The sequence below is a fragment of the Candidatus Phyllobacterium onerii genome (assembly GCF_028331445.1).
GTDB lineage: Bacteria > Pseudomonadota > Alphaproteobacteria > Rhizobiales > Rhizobiaceae > Phyllobacterium > Phyllobacterium onerii.
Window position 1 is genome coordinate 64,810 of sequence record NZ_JAQMHX010000013.1, and the last position, 17,927, is coordinate 82,736.

Here is a 17,927-nt window from a genome sequence, read left to right on the forward strand (position 1 = left end):
AACGCTCTAGACGCGCTTGCCGGTCGCCTTGTCGAAGATGTGCAAAGCACTCGCATCGATATTGAAGCGCTGCGACGCACCCACTGCGATTTGCGACCGTGGAGGCAAGCTTGCTGTCAGGCGCTGGCTGCCGATTGTCGAGGTAACGACCAGTTCCGGGCCGGTCAGTTCTACCACTTCGACCTTTGCCTCGATGGCAAGGCCTGCGTCTTCCGATGACGCCAGTGTCAGACTTTCCGGACGAATGCCTATGATCACATCGCGAGCGCTCGCGGCATTTTCCCGTAATGCTTGGGGGAGGGGGATGCCACTGAGCGAGCCATCAATGTGCGCGATACCGTCGGCGACCGTAGCATCCAGCATGTTCATCGGCGGCGAACCAACAAAGCCTGCAACATAGCGCGTGGCCGGGCGATTATAGATCTCATCCGGAGTGGCAAGCTGCTCGATCTGACCATCGCGCATGACGGCGATGCGGGTTGCGAGCGTCATCGCCTCGATCTGGTCATGCGTCACATAAACAATCGTGGTGCCAAGCATCTGGTGCAGGCGCTTGAGCTCAGTTCGCATCTCCATGCGCAGTTTCGCATCGAGATTGGACAAGGGCTCGTCGAAAAGAAATATTTGCGGATCGCGCACCAGTGCCCGGCCGATGGCAACACGCTGTCGCTGACCTCCGGAAAGCTCGGATGGCTTGCGGCCAAGCAGATTTTCGATCTGCAGGATTTTTGCCGCCTTTTGCACGGCCTCGGTGCGTTCGGCCGCAGGTACATTGCGCATCTCAAGGCCAAAGCCGATGTTTCGCGCCACGGACATGTTCGGATAAAGCGCATAGGACTGGAACACCATGGCGATGTCGCGGTCCTTGGGATGCACGCCGGTGACCGAGCGATCACCGATGCGCACGTCACCGTCTGTCGCTTCGGCGAGCCCTGCGATGATGTTGAGAAGCGTGGACTTGCCGCAGCCGGAGGGACCGAGGAGTACGAGGAATTCGCCGCTGGCGAGTGACAGGTCGATGCCCTTCAGCGTTTCGACGGCGCCATAGCGCTTGCGAACATTAATGAGCTCGAGCGCACTCATAGAGCTTCCTCCGGTGGCGTATGCGGATCTTCGCCATCATAGCGGCGCGGAATGGTGGAGATGGCTTTGGACGCAACGCGAACTCCAGCAGCAAGGCTTGCCCCGAGCGTTTGGCCGCTTGCCAGCGCTGCGAGGAAGGCGGCATTGAACACGTCACCGGCACCAATCGTATCGGCAACCTGAACAAGGGGCGCCGTTACCGAGACAAGCTTGTCATCGGAGCCGACGGCCAGTGCCCCATCGGGTCCTCGCTTGACGACAACGATGGCATCCCTCGGCATCAACGCCTTGAGCCTGTGCGCGGCCTCGGCAGGCTCGACGCTGTTGGCGAGGCGCGTCGTTTCGACCTCATTGAACAGGGCGATGTGGCAGCGTGCCAGCCACCCGCACGCCTTGATGCGGTTGGTCTCGGTCCAGCCATCGATCGGCCAGCCGGTATCGAGCGCAATGCGGATATCATTGGCATCGGCCCAATCGAACAATTCGTCATATTGTGCAACGAGGGCGTCGGTCAGGAAGGAGCCGCAAAGGATGGCGGTGCCGCCCTTCAGCCGCTCGGTGTCGAGCGTCGTAATGACGTCGAGCCAGGACAATGCCGCGATGTGACCGCGCGTCGTAAAGAAAGTACGCTCGCCATTCGGGTGGGTAATGCCGACGGAAAGTGTCGTGCCCATGGGCGCAACCGGCCAGCGCGCTGAATGCTTGCCGAAACCCTGGCGCAGCCATTCGCCGAACTGGTCATTGCCGACATTGGCGGCGATCTGGAAATCAAAACCGAGCCCATCCCAGGTCAGCGCGGCATTGCCGGCGGAACCGCCGACGCGCAATTCGTCGTAATCCACCATGATCTCGGTTCCGGGCGTAGGCCATGGATCGGCCGGGCCGAGGATCAAATCGACATTGACGTTTCCGATGACGGCGAGTGGCTGCATCGCTCTCACTCGTCCCGCGTGATCTTGGTCGAGCGAACGGGCGTGCCGAGATCGGCAACGCGCGCGCCGGCAAAACCGAGCATGAAGTGCTGGGCGGCGGGCAGGAGCGCAAAAACGGCCGCTATGCCGCTGGCTACCCCCAAATCAATCGTCGTGGTGCCTTTGAGCGGCGCTTCCCCCGATGCATCGAACACCACAACAGGCGATCCGGCCTCCCGTGCCGAGATTGCCAAGCGCGCGACCAATTCCGACGTTGCATCCTTGGCACGGAAGAGGACGACACCGACCTTCGGTCCGAGCATTTCCATCGGACCGTGGCGCAATTGCCCGCCTTCGAGCGAAAAGCACGGGATGCGTGAAAGTTCGGTGAGGCCAAGCGCAATCGCCTCCGCGACACCCTGCATGCGGCGACCGGAGGTTACGACGGCCGATACGCCCGATAATGCGGCGACCGCAGCATCGACATTGGGCTTACTCTCGCCATTCAAGATGGCGAGCGCTTCGGCCGGATCCTCGCCTAGCGCACCGAGCACCGCCAGATGCAGGGCAAAACTGACAGTCAGACTGCGCGTTGCCGCAAAGGCATTTTCCGTACCGCCGGAACCGACCATTGACGGAACGGTGCGGGCAAGGGTGGAACCGCCTTCGAGCGTCAAGCCGAAAGTATCGGCCCGAACGCCCGCCTCGGCAAACCAGCGCAGGATTTCGGCGCTTTCACCCGACTGCGAGGTCACGAGAATTGTTTTGCCGACTAATGGTAGCGGCTGGCCAAGTTGTTCGGATAGCGGCAGTGCCACGGCATCGATACCAAGGCCGCGATAAAGGGGTTCCACCGCACGGCCAACCGCATGCGAACCACCCATGCCGAGCAGCAGCAGACGCCCGGTCATACGCAGGGATTGGGCGATGGTCACCGCAAGTGGCGCTGCCGCCTCGAACGAGGAAATCGCATCGGCATTCTGCCGCGCCATTTCTTTCAAGATGGCGATAAGACCGATAGGTTTGTTCTTTTGCGAAGAAGACATGCTCATCCTTTGACGCCGCCGCTTGTCAGGCCCGCGATCAGCGCGCGCTGCATGAAGAGACCAACGATGAGCGGGGGGAGGGCGGCAAGCACACCCGCTGTGGCAATCAATCCGTAATCCGAGACGCGTCCGCCGGCGAGATCGGCGATCGCCACGGTCAAGGTTTTGGCCCGCTGGTCCGACGTGAACAACAGGGCATAGAAGAATTCGTCCCAGGCAAGCAGGAACGCGAAGAGTGCAGCGGTCGCCATCACGGGCGCTGCGAGCGGCAGGGTGATCAGCCGCAGGATCTGATCGAGCCGGGCACCATCCATGGTCGCAGCGCTTTCAATCTCGCGCGGGATCGAATCGAAGCCCGATTTCATCAGCCATGTGGTGAATGGCGCTAGGATGGTGAGGTAAACCAGTGCCAGACCAAAGACATTGTTGAGGAGGCCTGCCCAGGCAAGGGTCATGTAGAGCGGTACGGCCAAGGCGACCGGAGGCAACATGTAGGTGGCAATGACTGCATAAAGTGACCAGCCAACGGAAGGTGTGCGCGATACGGCCCAGGCGGAGGGGACGGCTACCATGAGCGCCGCTACAGTCGCCATGCCGGCAACCTTGATGCTGTTGAACAGCGAGGCAACGAAAGCTTCCCCGGCACTGTTCGCGACGGAAGAAAGCAGGACACCGTAGCGGGACAGATCGACCGTATCGGGCCACCAGTGCAAAGGCTTGGCGATAAGATCCGGCGTCGAGGAAATGCTCATGACGAAGAGCCAGACCACGGGGGCGAGGATCACAACCAGAAGCAATAAAGCGGCGAGGTGGACGAGTATTGTTGCGGTGAGGCTGCGACGTTCCATTATGACACTCCTGCGCTTTTGCGGATCAGGGCGGCATAAGCGACGGCAAGCACTGTCACGAGGAGTGTCACGATCAAAGCAAGGGACGCCCCGGATCCCGCTCGCTGGAAGGAAAACGCCTCCTGGTAGACGAGGATCGACAATGTGCGTGTGCTGTTGGCCGGACCGCCGCGCGTCATGACCCAGATAATGTCGAAGACCTTGAACGCCTCGATGGTGCGCAAGACAAGCGCCACCATCAAGGGCCCGGCGAGGTAGGGCATGATGACGAAGCGGAAGCGCGACCAGGCGCCGGCTCCGTCGACCATGGATGCAGCGGTGATATCGCGCGGCACGGCCTGCAGGGCGGCGAGCGCAATCAGCGCCACCAGGGGAAAATTCTTCCAGCAATCGGCCACAATAAGCGAGGCGAGGGCAGTGCCAGGCTCGCCCAGCCAGGAACGATAGGCATTGATAAGGCCGAACTGCATCAGCATCGCGTTCAGTGCGCCATATTCGGGATTATAGATCAGCCGCCACAGTGTGGCATTGACCACGGTCGGCAGCGCCCAGGGCAGAATCATCAGCGCGCGCAGGACGGAGCGGCCGTAAAACTGCTGGTTGAGCAGCAGGGCGGCAAGAACGCCGATAACCATCTCCGCGGATACGGACAGGACGGCAAACCAGAATGTAGTGATCAGCGTGCGTTGAAAATTCGAACCGGACAGTATCTTCACGTAATTATCGAGGCCAACGAAACTGCCTTCGGTACCGACGAGCTTGGCATCGGTGAAGGAGAGCCGCACCGTATCAATGAGAGGCCAACCGATAATCGCAACCATGACGATCAGGAGCGGCAGCATCAGGAGCCATGCGCGGGTGGTGATCCAGGTGCTCGTCATGAAATAAAGCCTGCCACGAAATCAATCATTGGGAAAAATGAAGGCGGCAGGACTGCCTGCCGCCTTCATCGTGCTATCAGAGACCGCTGTTCTCGACGGCAGTTTTCAATGCATCCTCAGGGGCGGCCTGCCCGAGAAGAGCTTCCTGAATTGCCTGCTGCAGTCCTGTCGAAAGTTCCTGATATTTCGGTGTCGTCGGCCGCGGATACATCGCAGCAAGGCTGACTTTGGCCGCCGCAATCAATTCTTCCTGGTTCTTGGAAACGGCAGGATCATCATAGGAGGAGGACCAGATCGGCAGGCTCAGCTTGGCGTACTGGTTCTGCGTTGCCTGAGACGTCATGAACGTAATGTATTTCCACGCCTCGTCCGGATGCTTGCTGGTCGTGGTGATGCCGAGGCCCATGGAACCGTTGACTGCAGAGACGGTGCTTTTGCCTTCGACACCGGGGGCAGGGACGACACCGACCTTGCCGGCAACCTTGCTGTCCTTCGGGTCATTGGCCATGTTGTACATGTAGGTCCAGTTAAGGGCGAAGGCAGCTTCGCCATTCTGGAACACACGGCGCACGTCCTCTTCAAGGAACTCCTTGGAGTTTGGATTGGTGAGACCGGATTTGTAGCTGTCCACCATGTAGTTGAGTGCGTCGAGACCGCCGCCCGTCGCGAATACCGGCTTGCCGTCCTTGAGGAAACTGCCGCCATAGGCACTGACCAGCGTGGTGTAATCGCAGATCGCCGCTTCAGCCTGTGACCAGCTCCAGGCGATGGGCGTTGCAAGCAAGCCCTTGTCCTTGATGATCTTGGCCTGTTCGGCAAGTTCGGCCCAGGTCTTTGGCGGGGTTTTGATGCCGGCCTTTTCCAGGATTTCCTTGTTGTAGAACAGATATTTCGTGTCGAGAATCCAGGGCATGCCATAGCGCTTGCCGTCATACTCAACCGTGGTCCAGGCACCCGGAAGCACGCCCGCTTTCATTTCCGGCGTGATCTTGTCGGTTACATCCACAAGCACCTTGTTGGTTGCATATTCGGCCGGCCAGATCACATCGAAGAGCACGACATCATAGCCGCCGCCCGATCCTTGGGCGAGGACGGTCTTGTCGTGCAAGCCTTCATAGGGAACGAATTCGAGATTGACCGTCACGTCTGGATTTGCCTTGGTGAAGGCTTCCGTCATGGCACGGACATCGGCCTCGCTATAGGCCGCCTGCGCCATGAACAGCGCGTTGATCTTGGTCTCTGCATGGGCAGGCGAAGACAACGCCGCTCCCAGAAGTGTGGCGCCCAGAAGCGCACTCGTCACGGATTTCAACATCATTACCTCCTGTTTGACAGCGCTGGCCTCATGGACAGACGCCTGGTCGTTGCAATCGAGAGCCTTTCGTGACGCGTTTTCGCCAAACCAGTGCTCACATTCCCCTGATCGATTTTTATTAAATCAATTCTCTTGACTTATTAGTTGATGAATATTCTTCTGGTGTCAAGAGGGATGACGGATGGACGGCATACGATCGATACGAGCAAAGAGCGGAACCAATCTCGGCGGTGCGAGTGCGCATAACCGCCGCATCATGATCGATGCATTGCGCGTCAATGGTGCGCTGTCGCGGGCCGACCTTGCACGGGCCACCGGACTGACCCCGCAGGCGGTTTCCAATATCATCGAGGAGCTTGCCCGCGACGGTCTGGTGCGCTCACAGGCAAGCGTGCGCAAGGGCAGGGGCCAGCCTGCGACGCCCTATCAGCTTGTGCCGGAAGGCGCCTTTGCCATCGGCCTGCAGATCGACCGCCACGTGACGCGCACCGTCATCGTCAACCTCGTCGGCGATGTTCTGGTTCAGATGGAAGCCAAGCTGCCTCCCGGCGGGCCGGCGCAGGGTGTTGTGGTTATTCTCGACCTTATCAGGAAGGCGCGCAACGCGCTGGCGGCACAGGCGCCAGAGGCCGAAAAACGGCTCGTTGGTCTCGGCGTTGCCATGCCGGGGCCATTTGGCATCAACACGCTTTACGACGACCCCTGGATGATGACGGCGTGGCAGAACTTCCCGCTCATGGACAGGATTGCCGAAGGAACGGGGCTCGAAGTTGCGTTGCAGAACGACGCGGCAGCTGCAGCAACTGCCGAACGCTTGCTTGGCGCAGCACATGGGCTCGACCACGCAATCTGCATCTACTTCGGCTACGGTCTCGGGGCGGGCTTGATCCTCAATGGGGAACTTTATGGCGGCGCGCACGCCAATGCCGGCGAGATCGGTATGATTCTTGCGCTGGTGCCCGGTGACGGCCCCGACGTCGAGCCCCTGGAGCATTACGCCTCCATGGCGGCACTTTGTAAATTGCTCGATTTCGATCCCTCCGAACCGGAGCTTTTCGCCATGATCACCGATGCCATCCTTCGCGGCGGACCAGAGCTGGAACGGTGGATGGACAGCGTCGCCGAACGTTTGCGCCGGACCGTGCAAATTCTCGAATCGGTCTTCGATCCGCAGACGATCATTCTCTGTGGTGGCGCGCCAAGAGTGCTGATCGATCGCCTTGTCGAGAAGATCGAGCCGTTGCTGCCCTCGATCGCCGAGCGCTCCCGCCGCTATCCGGAAGCACGATTGCAGGCAGGGCTGGCCGATCCTTGGTCCGCCGCACTCGGCGCCGCCGCCGAGCCCATCGCCCGGACTTTCGATCCAAGGTTTTCGGCAATACTCAAAACGGTATGAGGCATAGAAGGCTTGCTATAGCTCATAATGTACGTCAGAGTGAGTTATAGAAAGGCGACCTATCCCTCATGATCTGGAACTGGCAGCAAGCCGATTGGCCCAATTTCACCTTTGACGCAACTGCGCTTGAACCACTGGAGCGCCAGTTCCTGCTGCATTCCGGCGAGTTTTTCGGTGCTTTTCGCCATGTGAATACCGATGACCGGGACACGTTGCGGATCGAGCTGATCAGCGACGAAGCGTTGAAGACCTCGGAGATCGAGGGAGAATTTCTCAACCGCGACAGCTTGCAAACGTCACTTCGGCAACAATTCGGTTTGGCGACCGGCAATCAACGTGTTCCAGCTGCAGAGCGAGGCATCTCGGAGATGATGGTTGACTTGTATCGGACGTTCGCCGATCCGCTCCAACACGATACATTGTTCAACTGGCACAAGATGTTGATGGCTGGCGAAAGCGATGCCATCCAGATTGGAGGTTACCGCACGCACGAGGAGCCGATGCGGGTTGTGTCGGGCCGCGCCGACAGGCCGACAATCCATTTCGAGGCACCGCCATCCAAACGCATTCCGCAAGAGATGAATGCGTTTGCAAGCTGGTTCAACGCGACGGCGCCCGAGGGGAAGACGGCTCTGCCTGCGCTGACCCGAGCCGGGCTGGCGCATCTCTACTTCGTCAGCATTCATCCTTTTGAAGACGGCAACGGCCGTATTGGTCGGGCAATCTCTGAAAAATCTCTTGCCCAGAACCTCGGTCAGCCTAGCCTCATCGCTTTGGCCTATACCATTCAGCGTGCACGCAAAGCCTATTACGACATGCTCGAACGCAGCAACAAAACCAACGAGATTACCGCGTGGCTCGTCTATTTTGCCGAGACTGTGCTGGAAGCGCAGCGTACGACACTGGAGCGGGTGGAATTCTACATCGTCAAGGCCAAGTTTTACGACCGGGTGCGCGGGCAACTCAACCCGCGTCAGGAGAAAGTCATCGCCCGTATGTTTCGCGCGGGGCTGGACGGGTTGAAGGGCGGTCTCAGCGCCGAAAACTACATCAGCATCACCGGAACCTCCCGCGCAACAGCAACGAGAGATTTGGCCGATCTGGTTGTCAAAGGAACGTTGACCCGGACCGGAGAGCGAAGACACACACGCTACCGTCTTGATCTCGATGGTATCTGACTAACGCAGCGACGAAAACCAGGCGATCAGCTCGGCACTGTTGCGCAGGCCATAGGCGCGCATGATGCGGGCGCGGTGTGCCTCAATGGTCCGCTTCGACAGGCCGATCTCCTGCGCAATCTGCGCATTGGTCTTGCCTTGCGATACCAGTGTCAGCACCTGTTTCTGCCGGTCGGAAATGAGGCTGGCGTTGCCGGCGACCGCTCGATGCATTGGCTCGAAGCAATAGAGCGCTTCGGCAAAGGGATCCGCCAGATTACGGCTACGCCCGCGCACCTGGCACCAGAAGCTCGAACCGTCACGCCGCCGCATGATGCGCTCGTCGTGATATACTTTGCCGCCGGCAAAGTTCGTCCGCCACATTTCGCCGGTGCGGACGAAATCCCTTATTTTCGGATATAGTCTTGAAAAGCTCTGGTCGATCAGTTCGTGACGCTCATAGCCGAAAGTCGCGGCGAATTCGAAATTGCAATCACGTATGATACGGTGCGTGGCATAGACCATCGGCACCGGCAGGTCAGTCAGCCGGAAGTGTTTTGCGCTTCCAGGATTCAGGATGTCGGAACTGGGTAACTCTGATGCTGCCATGCAGTATTAATACGACTATCTGCAGTGCCGGTACAAGCCATACGGTTCACGCAGAGGATAGAGAAATGGGAGTTTTTTCTTGAAAAAAGTTCAATCAAACGTCAGCGATGCGCTGGACGGCGTGCTGTTCGACGGCATGACCATCATGGCCGGCGGGTTCGGCCTGTGCGGCATACCCGAGGCGCTGATCTACGCGATCCGCGATTCCGGCGTCAAGGATTTGACCGTCATCTCCAACAATGCCGGCGTCGATGGCATCGGACTTGGCGTGCTGCTCGAGACCAAGCAGATCCGCAAGATGATCTCGTCCTATGTCGGCGAAAACAAACTGTTTGCCCAGCAGTACCTGTCGGGCGAACTCGAACTGGAATTCAACCCGCAAGGAACGCTCGCCGAACGTATTCGCGCCGGGGGGGCAGGTATTCCGGCCTTCTTCACCAAGACAGGCGTCGGCACCATCATCGCCGAGGGCAAGGACGTGCGCGAATTCGACGGTGAATCCTACGTGATGGAGCGTGGACTATTCGCTGACCTTTCCATCGTCCATGCCTTCAAGGGCGATACGGAAGGCAACCTCGTCTACCGCAAGACCGCGCGGAACTTCAACCCGATCATGGCGACAGCATCGAAGTTCACCGTCGCCGAAGTCGAACATCTGGTCGACGCGGGCAAGATCGATGGCGACCAGGTGCATACGCCCGGTATTTTCGTCAAGCGGATCGTGCATGTGCCCAACCCCGTCAAACATATCGAACAACGGACGACCCGTCCGCGCCTTGTCGCTAAAAGTGAGGTAAACTGAGATGGCCTGGACACGCGATCAGATGGCCGAACGGGCCGCACAGGAACTTGAAGACGGCTTTTACGTCAATCTCGGCATCGGTATACCGACGCTGGTTGCCAATTATATCCCGACGGGAATGAGCGTGCAGCTGCAGAGCGAGAACGGCATGCTCGGCATGGGGCCTTTCCCCTATGAGGGCGAGGAAGACGCCGACTTGATCAATGCCGGCAAGCAGACCATCACCCAGCTGCCGACGACCAGCTATTTCAACGGTGCCGACAGTTTCGGCATGATCCGCGGCGGTCATATCGACCTTTCAATCCTCGGCGCAATGCAAGTCGCGCGTAATGGCGATCTTGCAAACTGGATGGTCCCCGGCAAAATGGTGAAGGGAATGGGCGGCGCGATGGATCTTGTCGCCGGCGTCAAGAAGGTCGTCGTCGTCATGGAACACGAGGCCAAGGGCGAAGCAAAGCTCCTGGAGCAATGCACATTGCCATTGACCGGACAGCGCGTCACCGATCTGGTGATCACTGAGCTCGGCGTTTTCACCGTGGAGCGACGCGGCGAGCCCAAGATGACACTCGTCGAGGTTGCGCCCGGAGTAACGGTCGAGGAAATCAAGGCGAAGACCCAGGCGGTGTTCGACGTCGCGGTTTGATTGACGCATTCAGAGCTGGCGGACATAATATCCGCCAGCGTCTACCGCGTCTTCTTGACCACGCAAACTGGGCCCTCGCCCGGATAGCGGGGATCATGATCGACACACGTAGCGTCATAGCGGAAGCTGCCATAATAGACGCGGGCGCAGCCGGAGAGTACGGGAGCGAATGTTACAAGCAGCAGAAACAGGGCTGTGGAATATTTTCGATAAAGAGGGTTCATTTTTCCTCGCGTCGCTCCTATATATAGCCAGTTACGAGTGACACAGTAGCGTAACAATCCACTGATATTCTTCAGTAATTGGTCGAGTTTACGGTCGGCATCTTTGACATCTTACGGAAATCTGGTGCCACAATAAGGCAGGCTCCTGCTCCGTTTCCTGATCACGTTTTATGTGAAGTGACATAAAGGGGTTGATCCGCGACGATGGACGTATAAGTTCTGCCTTCCGATTTGTTAACTAAACCTTTCACGTTAGGAGCAAAGCGATGAACAAACCCGCCGGCGACTATTCATTGCCAGAAACGATTTCCACGGCGCTTGCCAATGGTACAAATATTGTCAGAGCATTTCGCGAACAATTCGGATATTCCATCGAGGATTTAGCCGTTGCGTGCGGTCTGACATCCCTCGAAATCGAAACGATCGAAAGCGGCCAGAATACGGATCCGCACAAGCTGGAACGCATTGCGCATGCGCTTGGTCTCCCGAGCAACGCAATGATTCTTGAAGATCCCAAGCGCCTCAGCGCCTGAAACTCTACCACCCACTAATAAATCGGCACCCAAAAAGCTGTCAGAGTGATATCCCAACTCTGACAGCTTTTTGATTCTTGCCACGTATAATTGAGGTCTGGCGTTACAGACCCAGTAATGTGCGTGTTAGCGGGTGATCCGGCTCGGTCAATCCTTCGATGACATTGGCGTGGTGCTTGCCAGGTTCTTCGACAGCATCGGCCCGGCAGTCAAACCCCGACCAGACATTGGCGAGCAAGGCATTCTGCCGCAGAAATTCGGGCCGCTCCGCTGCGCCAACCCATGCGGTTACGTCGATGCCTTCCTGCGGCTCGAGCAGGGCCGGGCTCTCCAGCCGTGCTTCCACAGCATCGAGGTGCAGCGTATCGTTCATCTCGGTCTTCATCAGCGGACGCATATCGGCTATCGCCGAAATGGGCACCGTCTTGCGGATGCGATGGCGGATCGCCTGGTTCAGCGGTGACGTCACCGTCACCATGCGGGCAACGAGGTGTCCGCCTGCCGAATGTCCTGTCAGGTGGATCGGGCCTGAAACCTCATTGGCGGCGCGGGTGATAGCGAGCCCGACCTGTACGGTGATATCGCTGACGCGAACCTCCGGACACAGAGCATAGGACGGCACGGCGACGGCGAAACCGTGGGTGATAGGGCCTTTTGCCAGATGCGACCATGCGGACTTGTCGAAATCTTCCATCCAGTACCCGCCGTGCACGAAGACGGCGAGGCCCTTCAGGTCGCCCCAGGGCATGAACAGATCGAGCCGGTTACGCGAATGCGGGCCGTAGCCGAGGTCGGCTTTGAACAGGCCTTTTTCCTGCATTTCCTCGCGAAAGTGTGCAGCCTCCGCCAGCCATCTGGCCGGATATTCGAAGCCGCCGGGAATATACGCGAAGTTCGAATAGGCGTCGTCCCAGTCGATAGCTGCAGTCGTACCCATGTCTTCCTATTCCCTGATCTTTTCCCTTATCTGCACGCCACCGCCGGACCTGCGCAGGTTCGGCAGAGCCAACATCAAGAGCACGAACGCGCCGGTGGCAAATTTTAGATCCGCCGGCGCAAGACCAAGCGTCAGGCAGAACGATATCAGCTGGTAGTACACCAGCGAGCCGATAACCGGAGCCAGAACCTGCCGAAGTATCGTCTGCCGGCCTGTAATGGCCTCGCCGATGATCAGCGCGGCAAGACCGTTGATAAGTATGCCGAATCCCATGTTGACATCGGCAAAACCTTGCGTCTGCACCATGATACTGCCACCCGTCGCGGAAAGTGCACTCGCAACACCGACGCCGATAATTGTTGCCGTGCCGACGTCGATGCCCTGTGCCTCGGCCATATCGGGGCTGGCCCCGACTGCACGCATCGCCGTACCTTTTTCGGACATGAAGAAATACAGCATGGCGCCGAGAACCAGCGCAACCAGCAAACCGACAATCAGGATCTTGGTCCAGGGGAAATTGGCGGAGGGGCCGGCAAGGATGGTGAAGACGGTATCATAGGTGAAGAGCGGAATATTGGTGCGGCCCATGATGCGCAAATTGATGCTGTAGAGCATCGTCATGACCAGGATACCGGCGAGCAGCGTGTTGATCCTGAAACGCAGGTGGATGAACGCGGTGGTGCAGCCGGCGGCAAAACCGCAAAGCAGCGCAACGAAGCAGGCGAGAAATGGATTGACGCCGGCGGTGATCAGCGTGCCGCAGACACACCCGCCAAGTGGAAAGGCGCCTTCCGAGGTCAGATCGGGAAAGTTCAGGATGCGGAAAGGCAGCATGACGCCAAGCACCACGAAGGAAACGATCAGGCTCTGGGCGATGGTGACCGGGATGAGGCCATAGAAACTGTTGAATACGTCCATGGTCTCAAGCCCCCTGCAACGCGATAGCGTCGGATTTGGTGTGAAACCGCTCGACAAGATCCGCAACGGTAATACCGTTTTTCTCTTCCTGACCGATCTCCACGAGAACCTTGCCCGCGTCCATCATGATGATCCTGTTACCGTACTTGATCGCATGCTCCATGTTGTGCGTGACCATCAGTGTCGTCAGTTGCAACGCTTCCACCGCCCGCACAGTCGTATCCATCACCAGCTTTGCCGTGCGCGGATCGAGCGCGGCCGTGTGCTCGTCCAGAAGCAGGAGTTTCGGCCGTGTCGACACCGCCATGACCAGAGACAGCGATTGGCGCTGGCCACCCGAGAGAAGGCCGACCTGCATGTCGAGACGCTTTTCCAGCCCGAGATTGAGTTCCGCCAGTTGCTCGCTGTATCTGGCCCGGCGGGCGGCGGTAAGCCCATAGGAAAAGCTGCGAGGCTTGCCGCGCAATTCGGCCAGCAGCATGTTTTCGCCGATGGTCATGGTCGGCGCGGTACCGATCATCGGATCCTGGAACACGCGGGCAATGAACTGGGCACGGCGGTGGGCGTTCAGCCGGGTGACATCCTGTCCGTCAATGGAAATGCGGCCCGAGTCCAGCGGCAGCTTGCCGGAGACGGCATTGAGAAAGCTCGACTTTCCGGCGCCATTGCTGCCGATGACGATGCAAAAATCTCCGGGCTTCAGCGCGACATCAAGGCCATCGAGCGCCCGGCGCTCGTCAAGGGTGCCGCGATAGAAAATCTTGGTGCCGCCCTTCACGGACAGCATGTCGGTTGTCATGTGTAAGCCCTCAAACCTGAGCACAGCTTGCGTTTAATAATTCCCGCGCTTGGCTGCGCAGGAACTATATGTTTGCAGGCAAAAGGAGAAGGCTTATTTCACGAAGCATTCACAATCTTTGAGGCTATCGGGTACCTTTTGGCCTGTTTTTGCCAGAACAGCCTCGTTGATCAGCGCCGTGTGGTCCTCATAGGTCGGTTTGATCGGGGCAAGGCTTGCCGGTGACTTGCCCGCGATAATCTCCGATGCGAGCTTGGCCGCATTCTGGCCGACCTTCGTGTAGGAGACTTCGAAAGCCGCTGCAACGAGGCCATCGCGTACCGCCTGTGCCGAGGCATTGACGATAGGGATATTGATGTTGAGCGCGGCTGCAGCCACGGCCGGAACCGCAGGCTGGACCAGATTGGAGCCCGGAACGTAGATCACATCGGCCTTGCCGGCGAGCGAACTGACCCGGATCGGAATGTCGTTGGTGTTGTCGAGACCGACCTCCACGAGTTCCAAGCCTTCGGATTTGGCGGCTTCCGTGATCAGCTTCAGCACCGCAACGTCATTGTCTTCGCCGGGATTGTAGAGATAGGCGAGGCGCTTGGCGTCCGGCAGCAGCTTCTTGATGAACTTGACCACCGAGCTGACGTCCTGCAGGTCGGAAGCGCCGGTCATGCCGGTATCGCCTGCATCCCACGAGGGTGTGAGCTTGGCCGCAACCGGATCGGTGACAGCGGCGAAGACCACCGGCGTGCCGGAATTACCGACGATCTGCCGTGCGCCCTGCGCAACCGGCGTCGTGATGGCGAGGATAAGCTTCGGATTGCTGGAAACGAGTTTGGTGACCATTTGCGGGATCAGCGTCGCATCGAAATTCACCTGCAATTCGTCATAGACGGCATCTGTGACACCAAGCTTGGTCAGTTCTGCCTTGAATGCGGTGACCGTTTCATCGAGCTGCGGGTGCTTGCCGAATTGTGCGATGCCGATTTTGGTTTCGGCCGAGGCGGCGCCGAGCCCAAGCCCCAGACCAAGTGCTGCAGCCAGCGCTGTCCGCACTGCATATTTTGCGCCGATCATTTTGTTATTCTCCCTTTTATGCCCCACTATCGAGCAGGGTCTGGTTATATTGACAAGTTCATACCAAAGTAAATTGTAGCCGTTAAGCGACTTGTGCAAAGCCGTGAACTGACGCCACCACATTCATTATCCAGAAAGAAGAAATGGACAGTACCACTATCAAGATCGATGCCACGCAAGCTGACCTTTCCGATCCGCTGCGCGCATACCGCGACAGATTCGAACTGCCGGAGGGCGTGATCTATCTCGATGGCAATTCGCTTGGCGCCTTGCCGAAGTCAGTCGGGCAACGAGTGGCGAAGACAATCGCCGAGGAGTGGGGCGAGCAGCTGATCCGCAGCTGGAATACCGCTGACTGGGTGCATCTGCCGCAGCGCGTCGGCGAGAAGATCGCCCGGCTGATCGGCGCCGAAAAGCGAACGGTCGTCGCGGCCGACAGCACCTCTATCAACCTGTTCAAGGTATTGTCGGCGGCCCTCGACCTCAATCCGGAGCGCCGCAAGATCGTTTCGGAGCGCGACAATTTTCCGACTGATCTTTATATCGCAGAAGGCGTGGCCAAGCAGATTGGCAAGGGTCACCGGCTGGTTCTTGCCGATACCCCCAAAGATATCCCGGACCTGCTGAATGAAGATGTGGCTGTGCTTATGCTGACCCATGTCAATTACCGCAACGGCTATCGTCACGACATGGCGGCGCTGACCAAAGCGGCGCATGACAAGGGTATCCTCGTCATCTGGGACCTCGCCCACACGGCAGGCGCAATGCCGGTTGACCTGACTGGAGCGCAGGCCGATTTCGCCATCGGTTGCGGCTACAAATATCTCAATGGGGGGCCCGGCGCTCCGGCATTTCTTTATGTCAATCCACGCCATCACGGCGGGTTCCGCCAGCCGCTTTCCGGCTGGTTCGGGCATCGCGCGCCATTTGATTTTGATTCCGTCTATGCGCCGTCGAGCAACATCGAACAATATCTGTGCGGGACACCGCCGGTGCTGGCGATGGTCGCCATGGACGAGGCCATGTCGCTGTGGGACGACGTCGACCTGGAGGCCGTGCGAACGAAATCCATCGGGCTCTGCGATTTCTTCATTCAGGAAGTAGGCGAATTTGCCGAGGAATTTGGGCTGACACTGGTAACGCCGCAAGACTCTGACCAGCGCGGCAGTCAGGTGTCCTACGCCTGCGACAATGGCTATGCCATCATGCAGGCGTTGATTGCGCGCGGCGTGATCGGCGATTTCCGTGCGCCGGATATCATTCGCTTCGGCATGACGCCGCTCTACCTGAGCTTCGCGGAGGTGGCGCAGGCCGCGGCGATTCTGAAGGAAATCCTTGCGACGCGCGCCTGGGACCAACCTGAATATCAGGTGAGGGGAGCCGTAACGTGATACGCACCCCCTACGATCCGGAAAAAGAAGGCGCGCAGATGGGCTTCGAAGGACACATGTCCTATGGCGATTATCTGCGGCTCGACAAGATACTGACGGCGCAGACGCCACTTTCTGCTGCCCATGACGAGATGTTGTTCATCGTACAGCATCAGGCGTCCGAAATCTGGATGCGGCTTGTTATCCACGAACTGACTTCGGTTTGCGAGCACATCGCAAGGGATGATCTCGCGCCCTCCTTCAAGATGCTGGCGCGGGTCTCGCGCATTCTCGACCAGTTGAACTCGGCATGGGACGTCTTGAGGACGATGACGCCCAGCGAATATACGAGCTTTCGCGAAGCGCTCGGCATGTCTTCCGGGTTCCAGTCATTCCAGTACCGGGCGATCGAGTTCCTCGCCGGCAACAAGAATGCCGCGATGATGCGCCCACACGAGCACAAGCCGGATATTCATGCCTGGCTCGAGCAATTCCTGCATGCGCCGAGCATCTACGACCAGTCTATCCGGCTTTTGGCGCGCAAGGGCTTCGTCATCGACCAGCCGGTGCTGGAGCGCGACAGTTCACTGCCCTACCAGCCGAACAACAGCGTGCGCGACGCGTGGCTGGTGATCTACCGCGACCCGGAAGGCCACTGGCCGCTCTATGAACTGGCGGAAAAGCTGGTGGACTTCGAAGATTATTTCCGCCGCTGGCGCTTCAACCACGTGACGACCGTCGAGCGTATCATCGGCTTCAAGACCGGCACCGGCGGAACATCCGGCGTCAACTACTTGCGCAAGATGCTGGAAGTGGTGCTGTTCCCGGAATTGTGGAGCGTGAGAACGAACCTTTAGGCCGCCCGTTTGTCGATAGCGACGCAATCCACCGCAGATTTGGCGTGGATATGGTTGCTGTGCGCAAAACCATGCCTGGCGATTGCGGCAAGATCATCATCGGGTTTGATGGGACGAGACCACCAATTGTCGTTGAGCGTCCAGCCTTGTGCCGTGGCGCTTTCCACCTCGGAACTGTCCGGGCGCAGCACGCATGATTCGTGCACGATACGCGCATTGGGAGAGCGCTTGTTCATCATCTGGCGACCGCGCGCCAGTGCACTTGCCTCATCATCGGCAATGACGAGTTGGTGAAACAGATGACGTGTCTGTTTATACTTTGTCAGATAAGCGAATTTGACCTGATATGCCGGCACTATATGCTCCTAGCAAAGACTCAAAAGCGTTAACCATTTATTAATATTGTCGGCTAACCGGTCTTTTTCAAGGAGAGGGAAGTTTTGCACAGATAAATTTGCTGTTTTACAAAAAAGTGAGATTTGGATAAAGGCTTGTTTCTACAACAGAATATACAACTCATTACGATAGCG

20 protein-coding genes are annotated in these 17,927 nt (G+C 58.3%); 7 read left to right on the forward strand and 13 right to left on the reverse strand.

The features are described 5' to 3' along the window. Positions 1-6: 6 nt before the first annotated feature. The 6 genes from PHA01_RS23490 to PHA01_RS23515 form a co-directional block, all read right to left on the reverse strand. Positions 7-1,083, reverse strand: coding sequence for an ABC transporter ATP-binding protein (locus tag PHA01_RS23490; protein ID WP_271898731.1), 1,077 nt, complete (start codon positions 1,081-1,083; stop codon positions 7-9). Further along, entirely contained in the window at positions 1,080-2,015 is a 936-nt protein-coding gene (locus PHA01_RS23495) for a carbohydrate kinase family protein (protein WP_271898732.1), read from the reverse strand. Before PHA01_RS23495 ends, PHA01_RS23490 begins: the two co-directional genes overlap by 4 nt. Positions 2,016-2,020: 5 nt before the next feature. Beyond that, positions 2,021-3,046 carry an SIS domain-containing protein gene (locus PHA01_RS23500; protein WP_271898733.1) on the reverse strand — a complete coding sequence of 342 codons (1,026 nt, stop codon included), beginning with the start codon at positions 3,044-3,046 and terminating at the stop codon, positions 2,021-2,023. Further along, positions 3,043-3,888: a carbohydrate ABC transporter permease gene (locus PHA01_RS23505; RefSeq protein WP_271898734.1), complete on the reverse strand. Its 846-nt coding sequence runs from the start codon at positions 3,886-3,888 to the stop codon at positions 3,043-3,045. Before PHA01_RS23505 ends, PHA01_RS23500 begins: the two co-directional genes overlap by 4 nt. Continuing rightward, positions 3,888-4,769 (reverse strand): carbohydrate ABC transporter permease, encoded by an 882-nt coding sequence (locus PHA01_RS23510; RefSeq protein WP_271898735.1) that lies wholly within the window; start codon positions 4,767-4,769, stop codon positions 3,888-3,890. The genes PHA01_RS23505 and PHA01_RS23510 overlap by 1 nt, the downstream gene beginning before the upstream one ends. 76 nt (positions 4,770-4,845) lie before the next feature. Continuing rightward, positions 4,846-6,084, reverse strand: a complete 1,239-nt coding sequence (locus PHA01_RS23515) for an extracellular solute-binding protein (protein WP_271898776.1) — start codon at positions 6,082-6,084, stop codon at positions 4,846-4,848. A gap of 181 nt (positions 6,085-6,265) precedes the next feature. Between PHA01_RS23515 and PHA01_RS23520 the strand changes: the two genes are divergently transcribed. Together PHA01_RS23520 and PHA01_RS23525 are read left to right on the forward strand one after the other, a co-directional pair. Then, on the forward strand, positions 6,266-7,480 hold the full coding sequence (locus PHA01_RS23520) for an ROK family transcriptional regulator (RefSeq protein WP_271898736.1): 1,215 nt from the start codon (positions 6,266-6,268) through the stop codon (positions 7,478-7,480). A 68-nt stretch (positions 7,481-7,548) separates the two neighbouring features. Next, positions 7,549-8,658: a Fic family protein gene (locus PHA01_RS23525; protein WP_271898737.1), complete on the forward strand. Its 1,110-nt coding sequence runs from the start codon at positions 7,549-7,551 to the stop codon at positions 8,656-8,658. Here PHA01_RS23525 and PHA01_RS23530 read toward each other — a convergent pair whose 3' ends face one another. Beyond that, positions 8,659-9,246, reverse strand: coding sequence for a helix-turn-helix transcriptional regulator (locus PHA01_RS23530; RefSeq protein ID WP_271898738.1), 588 nt, complete (start codon positions 9,244-9,246; stop codon positions 8,659-8,661). A gap of 79 nt (positions 9,247-9,325) precedes the next feature. Between PHA01_RS23530 and PHA01_RS23535 the strand changes: the two genes are divergently transcribed. Next, entirely contained in the window at positions 9,326-10,048 is a 723-nt protein-coding gene (locus tag PHA01_RS23535) for a CoA transferase subunit A (RefSeq protein WP_271898739.1), read from the forward strand. 1 nt (position 10,049) lies between these two features. Next, a complete protein-coding gene (locus PHA01_RS23540; protein WP_271898740.1) occupies positions 10,050-10,691 on the forward strand; it encodes a 3-oxoacid CoA-transferase subunit B in 642 nt (213 codons plus the stop codon). A gap of 41 nt (positions 10,692-10,732) precedes the next feature. Here PHA01_RS23540 and PHA01_RS23545 read toward each other — a convergent pair whose 3' ends face one another. Beyond that, positions 10,733-10,915 carry a hypothetical protein gene (locus PHA01_RS23545; protein ID WP_224513585.1) on the reverse strand — a complete coding sequence of 61 codons (183 nt, stop codon included), beginning with the start codon at positions 10,913-10,915 and terminating at the stop codon, positions 10,733-10,735. Between the two features lie 266 nt (positions 10,916-11,181). Here PHA01_RS23545 and PHA01_RS23550 point away from each other — a divergent pair, with 266 nt between their 5' ends. Then, complete coding sequence (locus PHA01_RS23550; protein WP_271898741.1) at positions 11,182-11,448, forward strand: helix-turn-helix domain-containing protein; 267 nt, start codon at positions 11,182-11,184, stop codon at positions 11,446-11,448. Between the two features lie 103 nt (positions 11,449-11,551). On the opposite strand, the gene PHA01_RS23555 is transcribed toward PHA01_RS23550, so the two are convergent. The 4 genes from PHA01_RS23555 to PHA01_RS23570 all read right to left on the reverse strand — a co-directional run bounded on the left by PHA01_RS23555 (position 11,552) and on the right by PHA01_RS23570 (position 15,170). Then, positions 11,552-12,385: an alpha/beta hydrolase gene (locus PHA01_RS23555; protein WP_271898742.1), complete on the reverse strand. Its 834-nt coding sequence runs from the start codon at positions 12,383-12,385 to the stop codon at positions 11,552-11,554. Positions 12,386-12,391: 6 nt separating this feature from the next. After that, the gene (locus PHA01_RS23560) at positions 12,392-13,303 is read right to left on the reverse strand and encodes an ABC transporter permease (RefSeq protein ID WP_271898743.1); all 912 of its coding nucleotides are present in this window, start codon (positions 13,301-13,303) and stop codon (positions 12,392-12,394) included. A gap of 4 nt (positions 13,304-13,307) precedes the next feature. Beyond that, a complete protein-coding gene (locus PHA01_RS23565) occupies positions 13,308-14,090 on the reverse strand; it encodes an ABC transporter ATP-binding protein (RefSeq protein ID WP_271898777.1) in 783 nt (260 codons plus the stop codon). 105 nt (positions 14,091-14,195) lie between these two features. Next, positions 14,196-15,170 (reverse strand): ABC transporter substrate-binding protein, encoded by a 975-nt coding sequence (locus PHA01_RS23570; protein ID WP_271898744.1) that lies wholly within the window; start codon positions 15,168-15,170, stop codon positions 14,196-14,198. A gap of 143 nt (positions 15,171-15,313) precedes the next feature. On the opposite strand from PHA01_RS23570, the gene kynU reads away from it, so the two are divergent. Together kynU and kynA are read left to right on the forward strand one after the other, a co-directional pair. Beyond that, the gene (gene kynU / locus PHA01_RS23575) at positions 15,314-16,561 is read left to right on the forward strand and encodes a kynureninase (protein WP_271898745.1); all 1,248 of its coding nucleotides are present in this window, start codon (positions 15,314-15,316) and stop codon (positions 16,559-16,561) included. After that, on the forward strand, positions 16,558-17,397 hold the full coding sequence (gene kynA, locus PHA01_RS23580) for a tryptophan 2,3-dioxygenase (protein WP_271898746.1): 840 nt from the start codon (positions 16,558-16,560) through the stop codon (positions 17,395-17,397). Before kynU ends, kynA begins: the two co-directional genes overlap by 4 nt. Here kynA and PHA01_RS23585 read toward each other — a convergent pair. Next, positions 17,394-17,753 carry a hypothetical protein gene (locus PHA01_RS23585; protein WP_224513599.1) on the reverse strand — a complete coding sequence of 120 codons (360 nt, stop codon included), beginning with the start codon at positions 17,751-17,753 and terminating at the stop codon, positions 17,394-17,396. The two genes, kynA and PHA01_RS23585, sit on opposite strands and share 4 nt — an antisense overlap. Positions 17,754-17,927 lie beyond the last annotated feature (174 nt).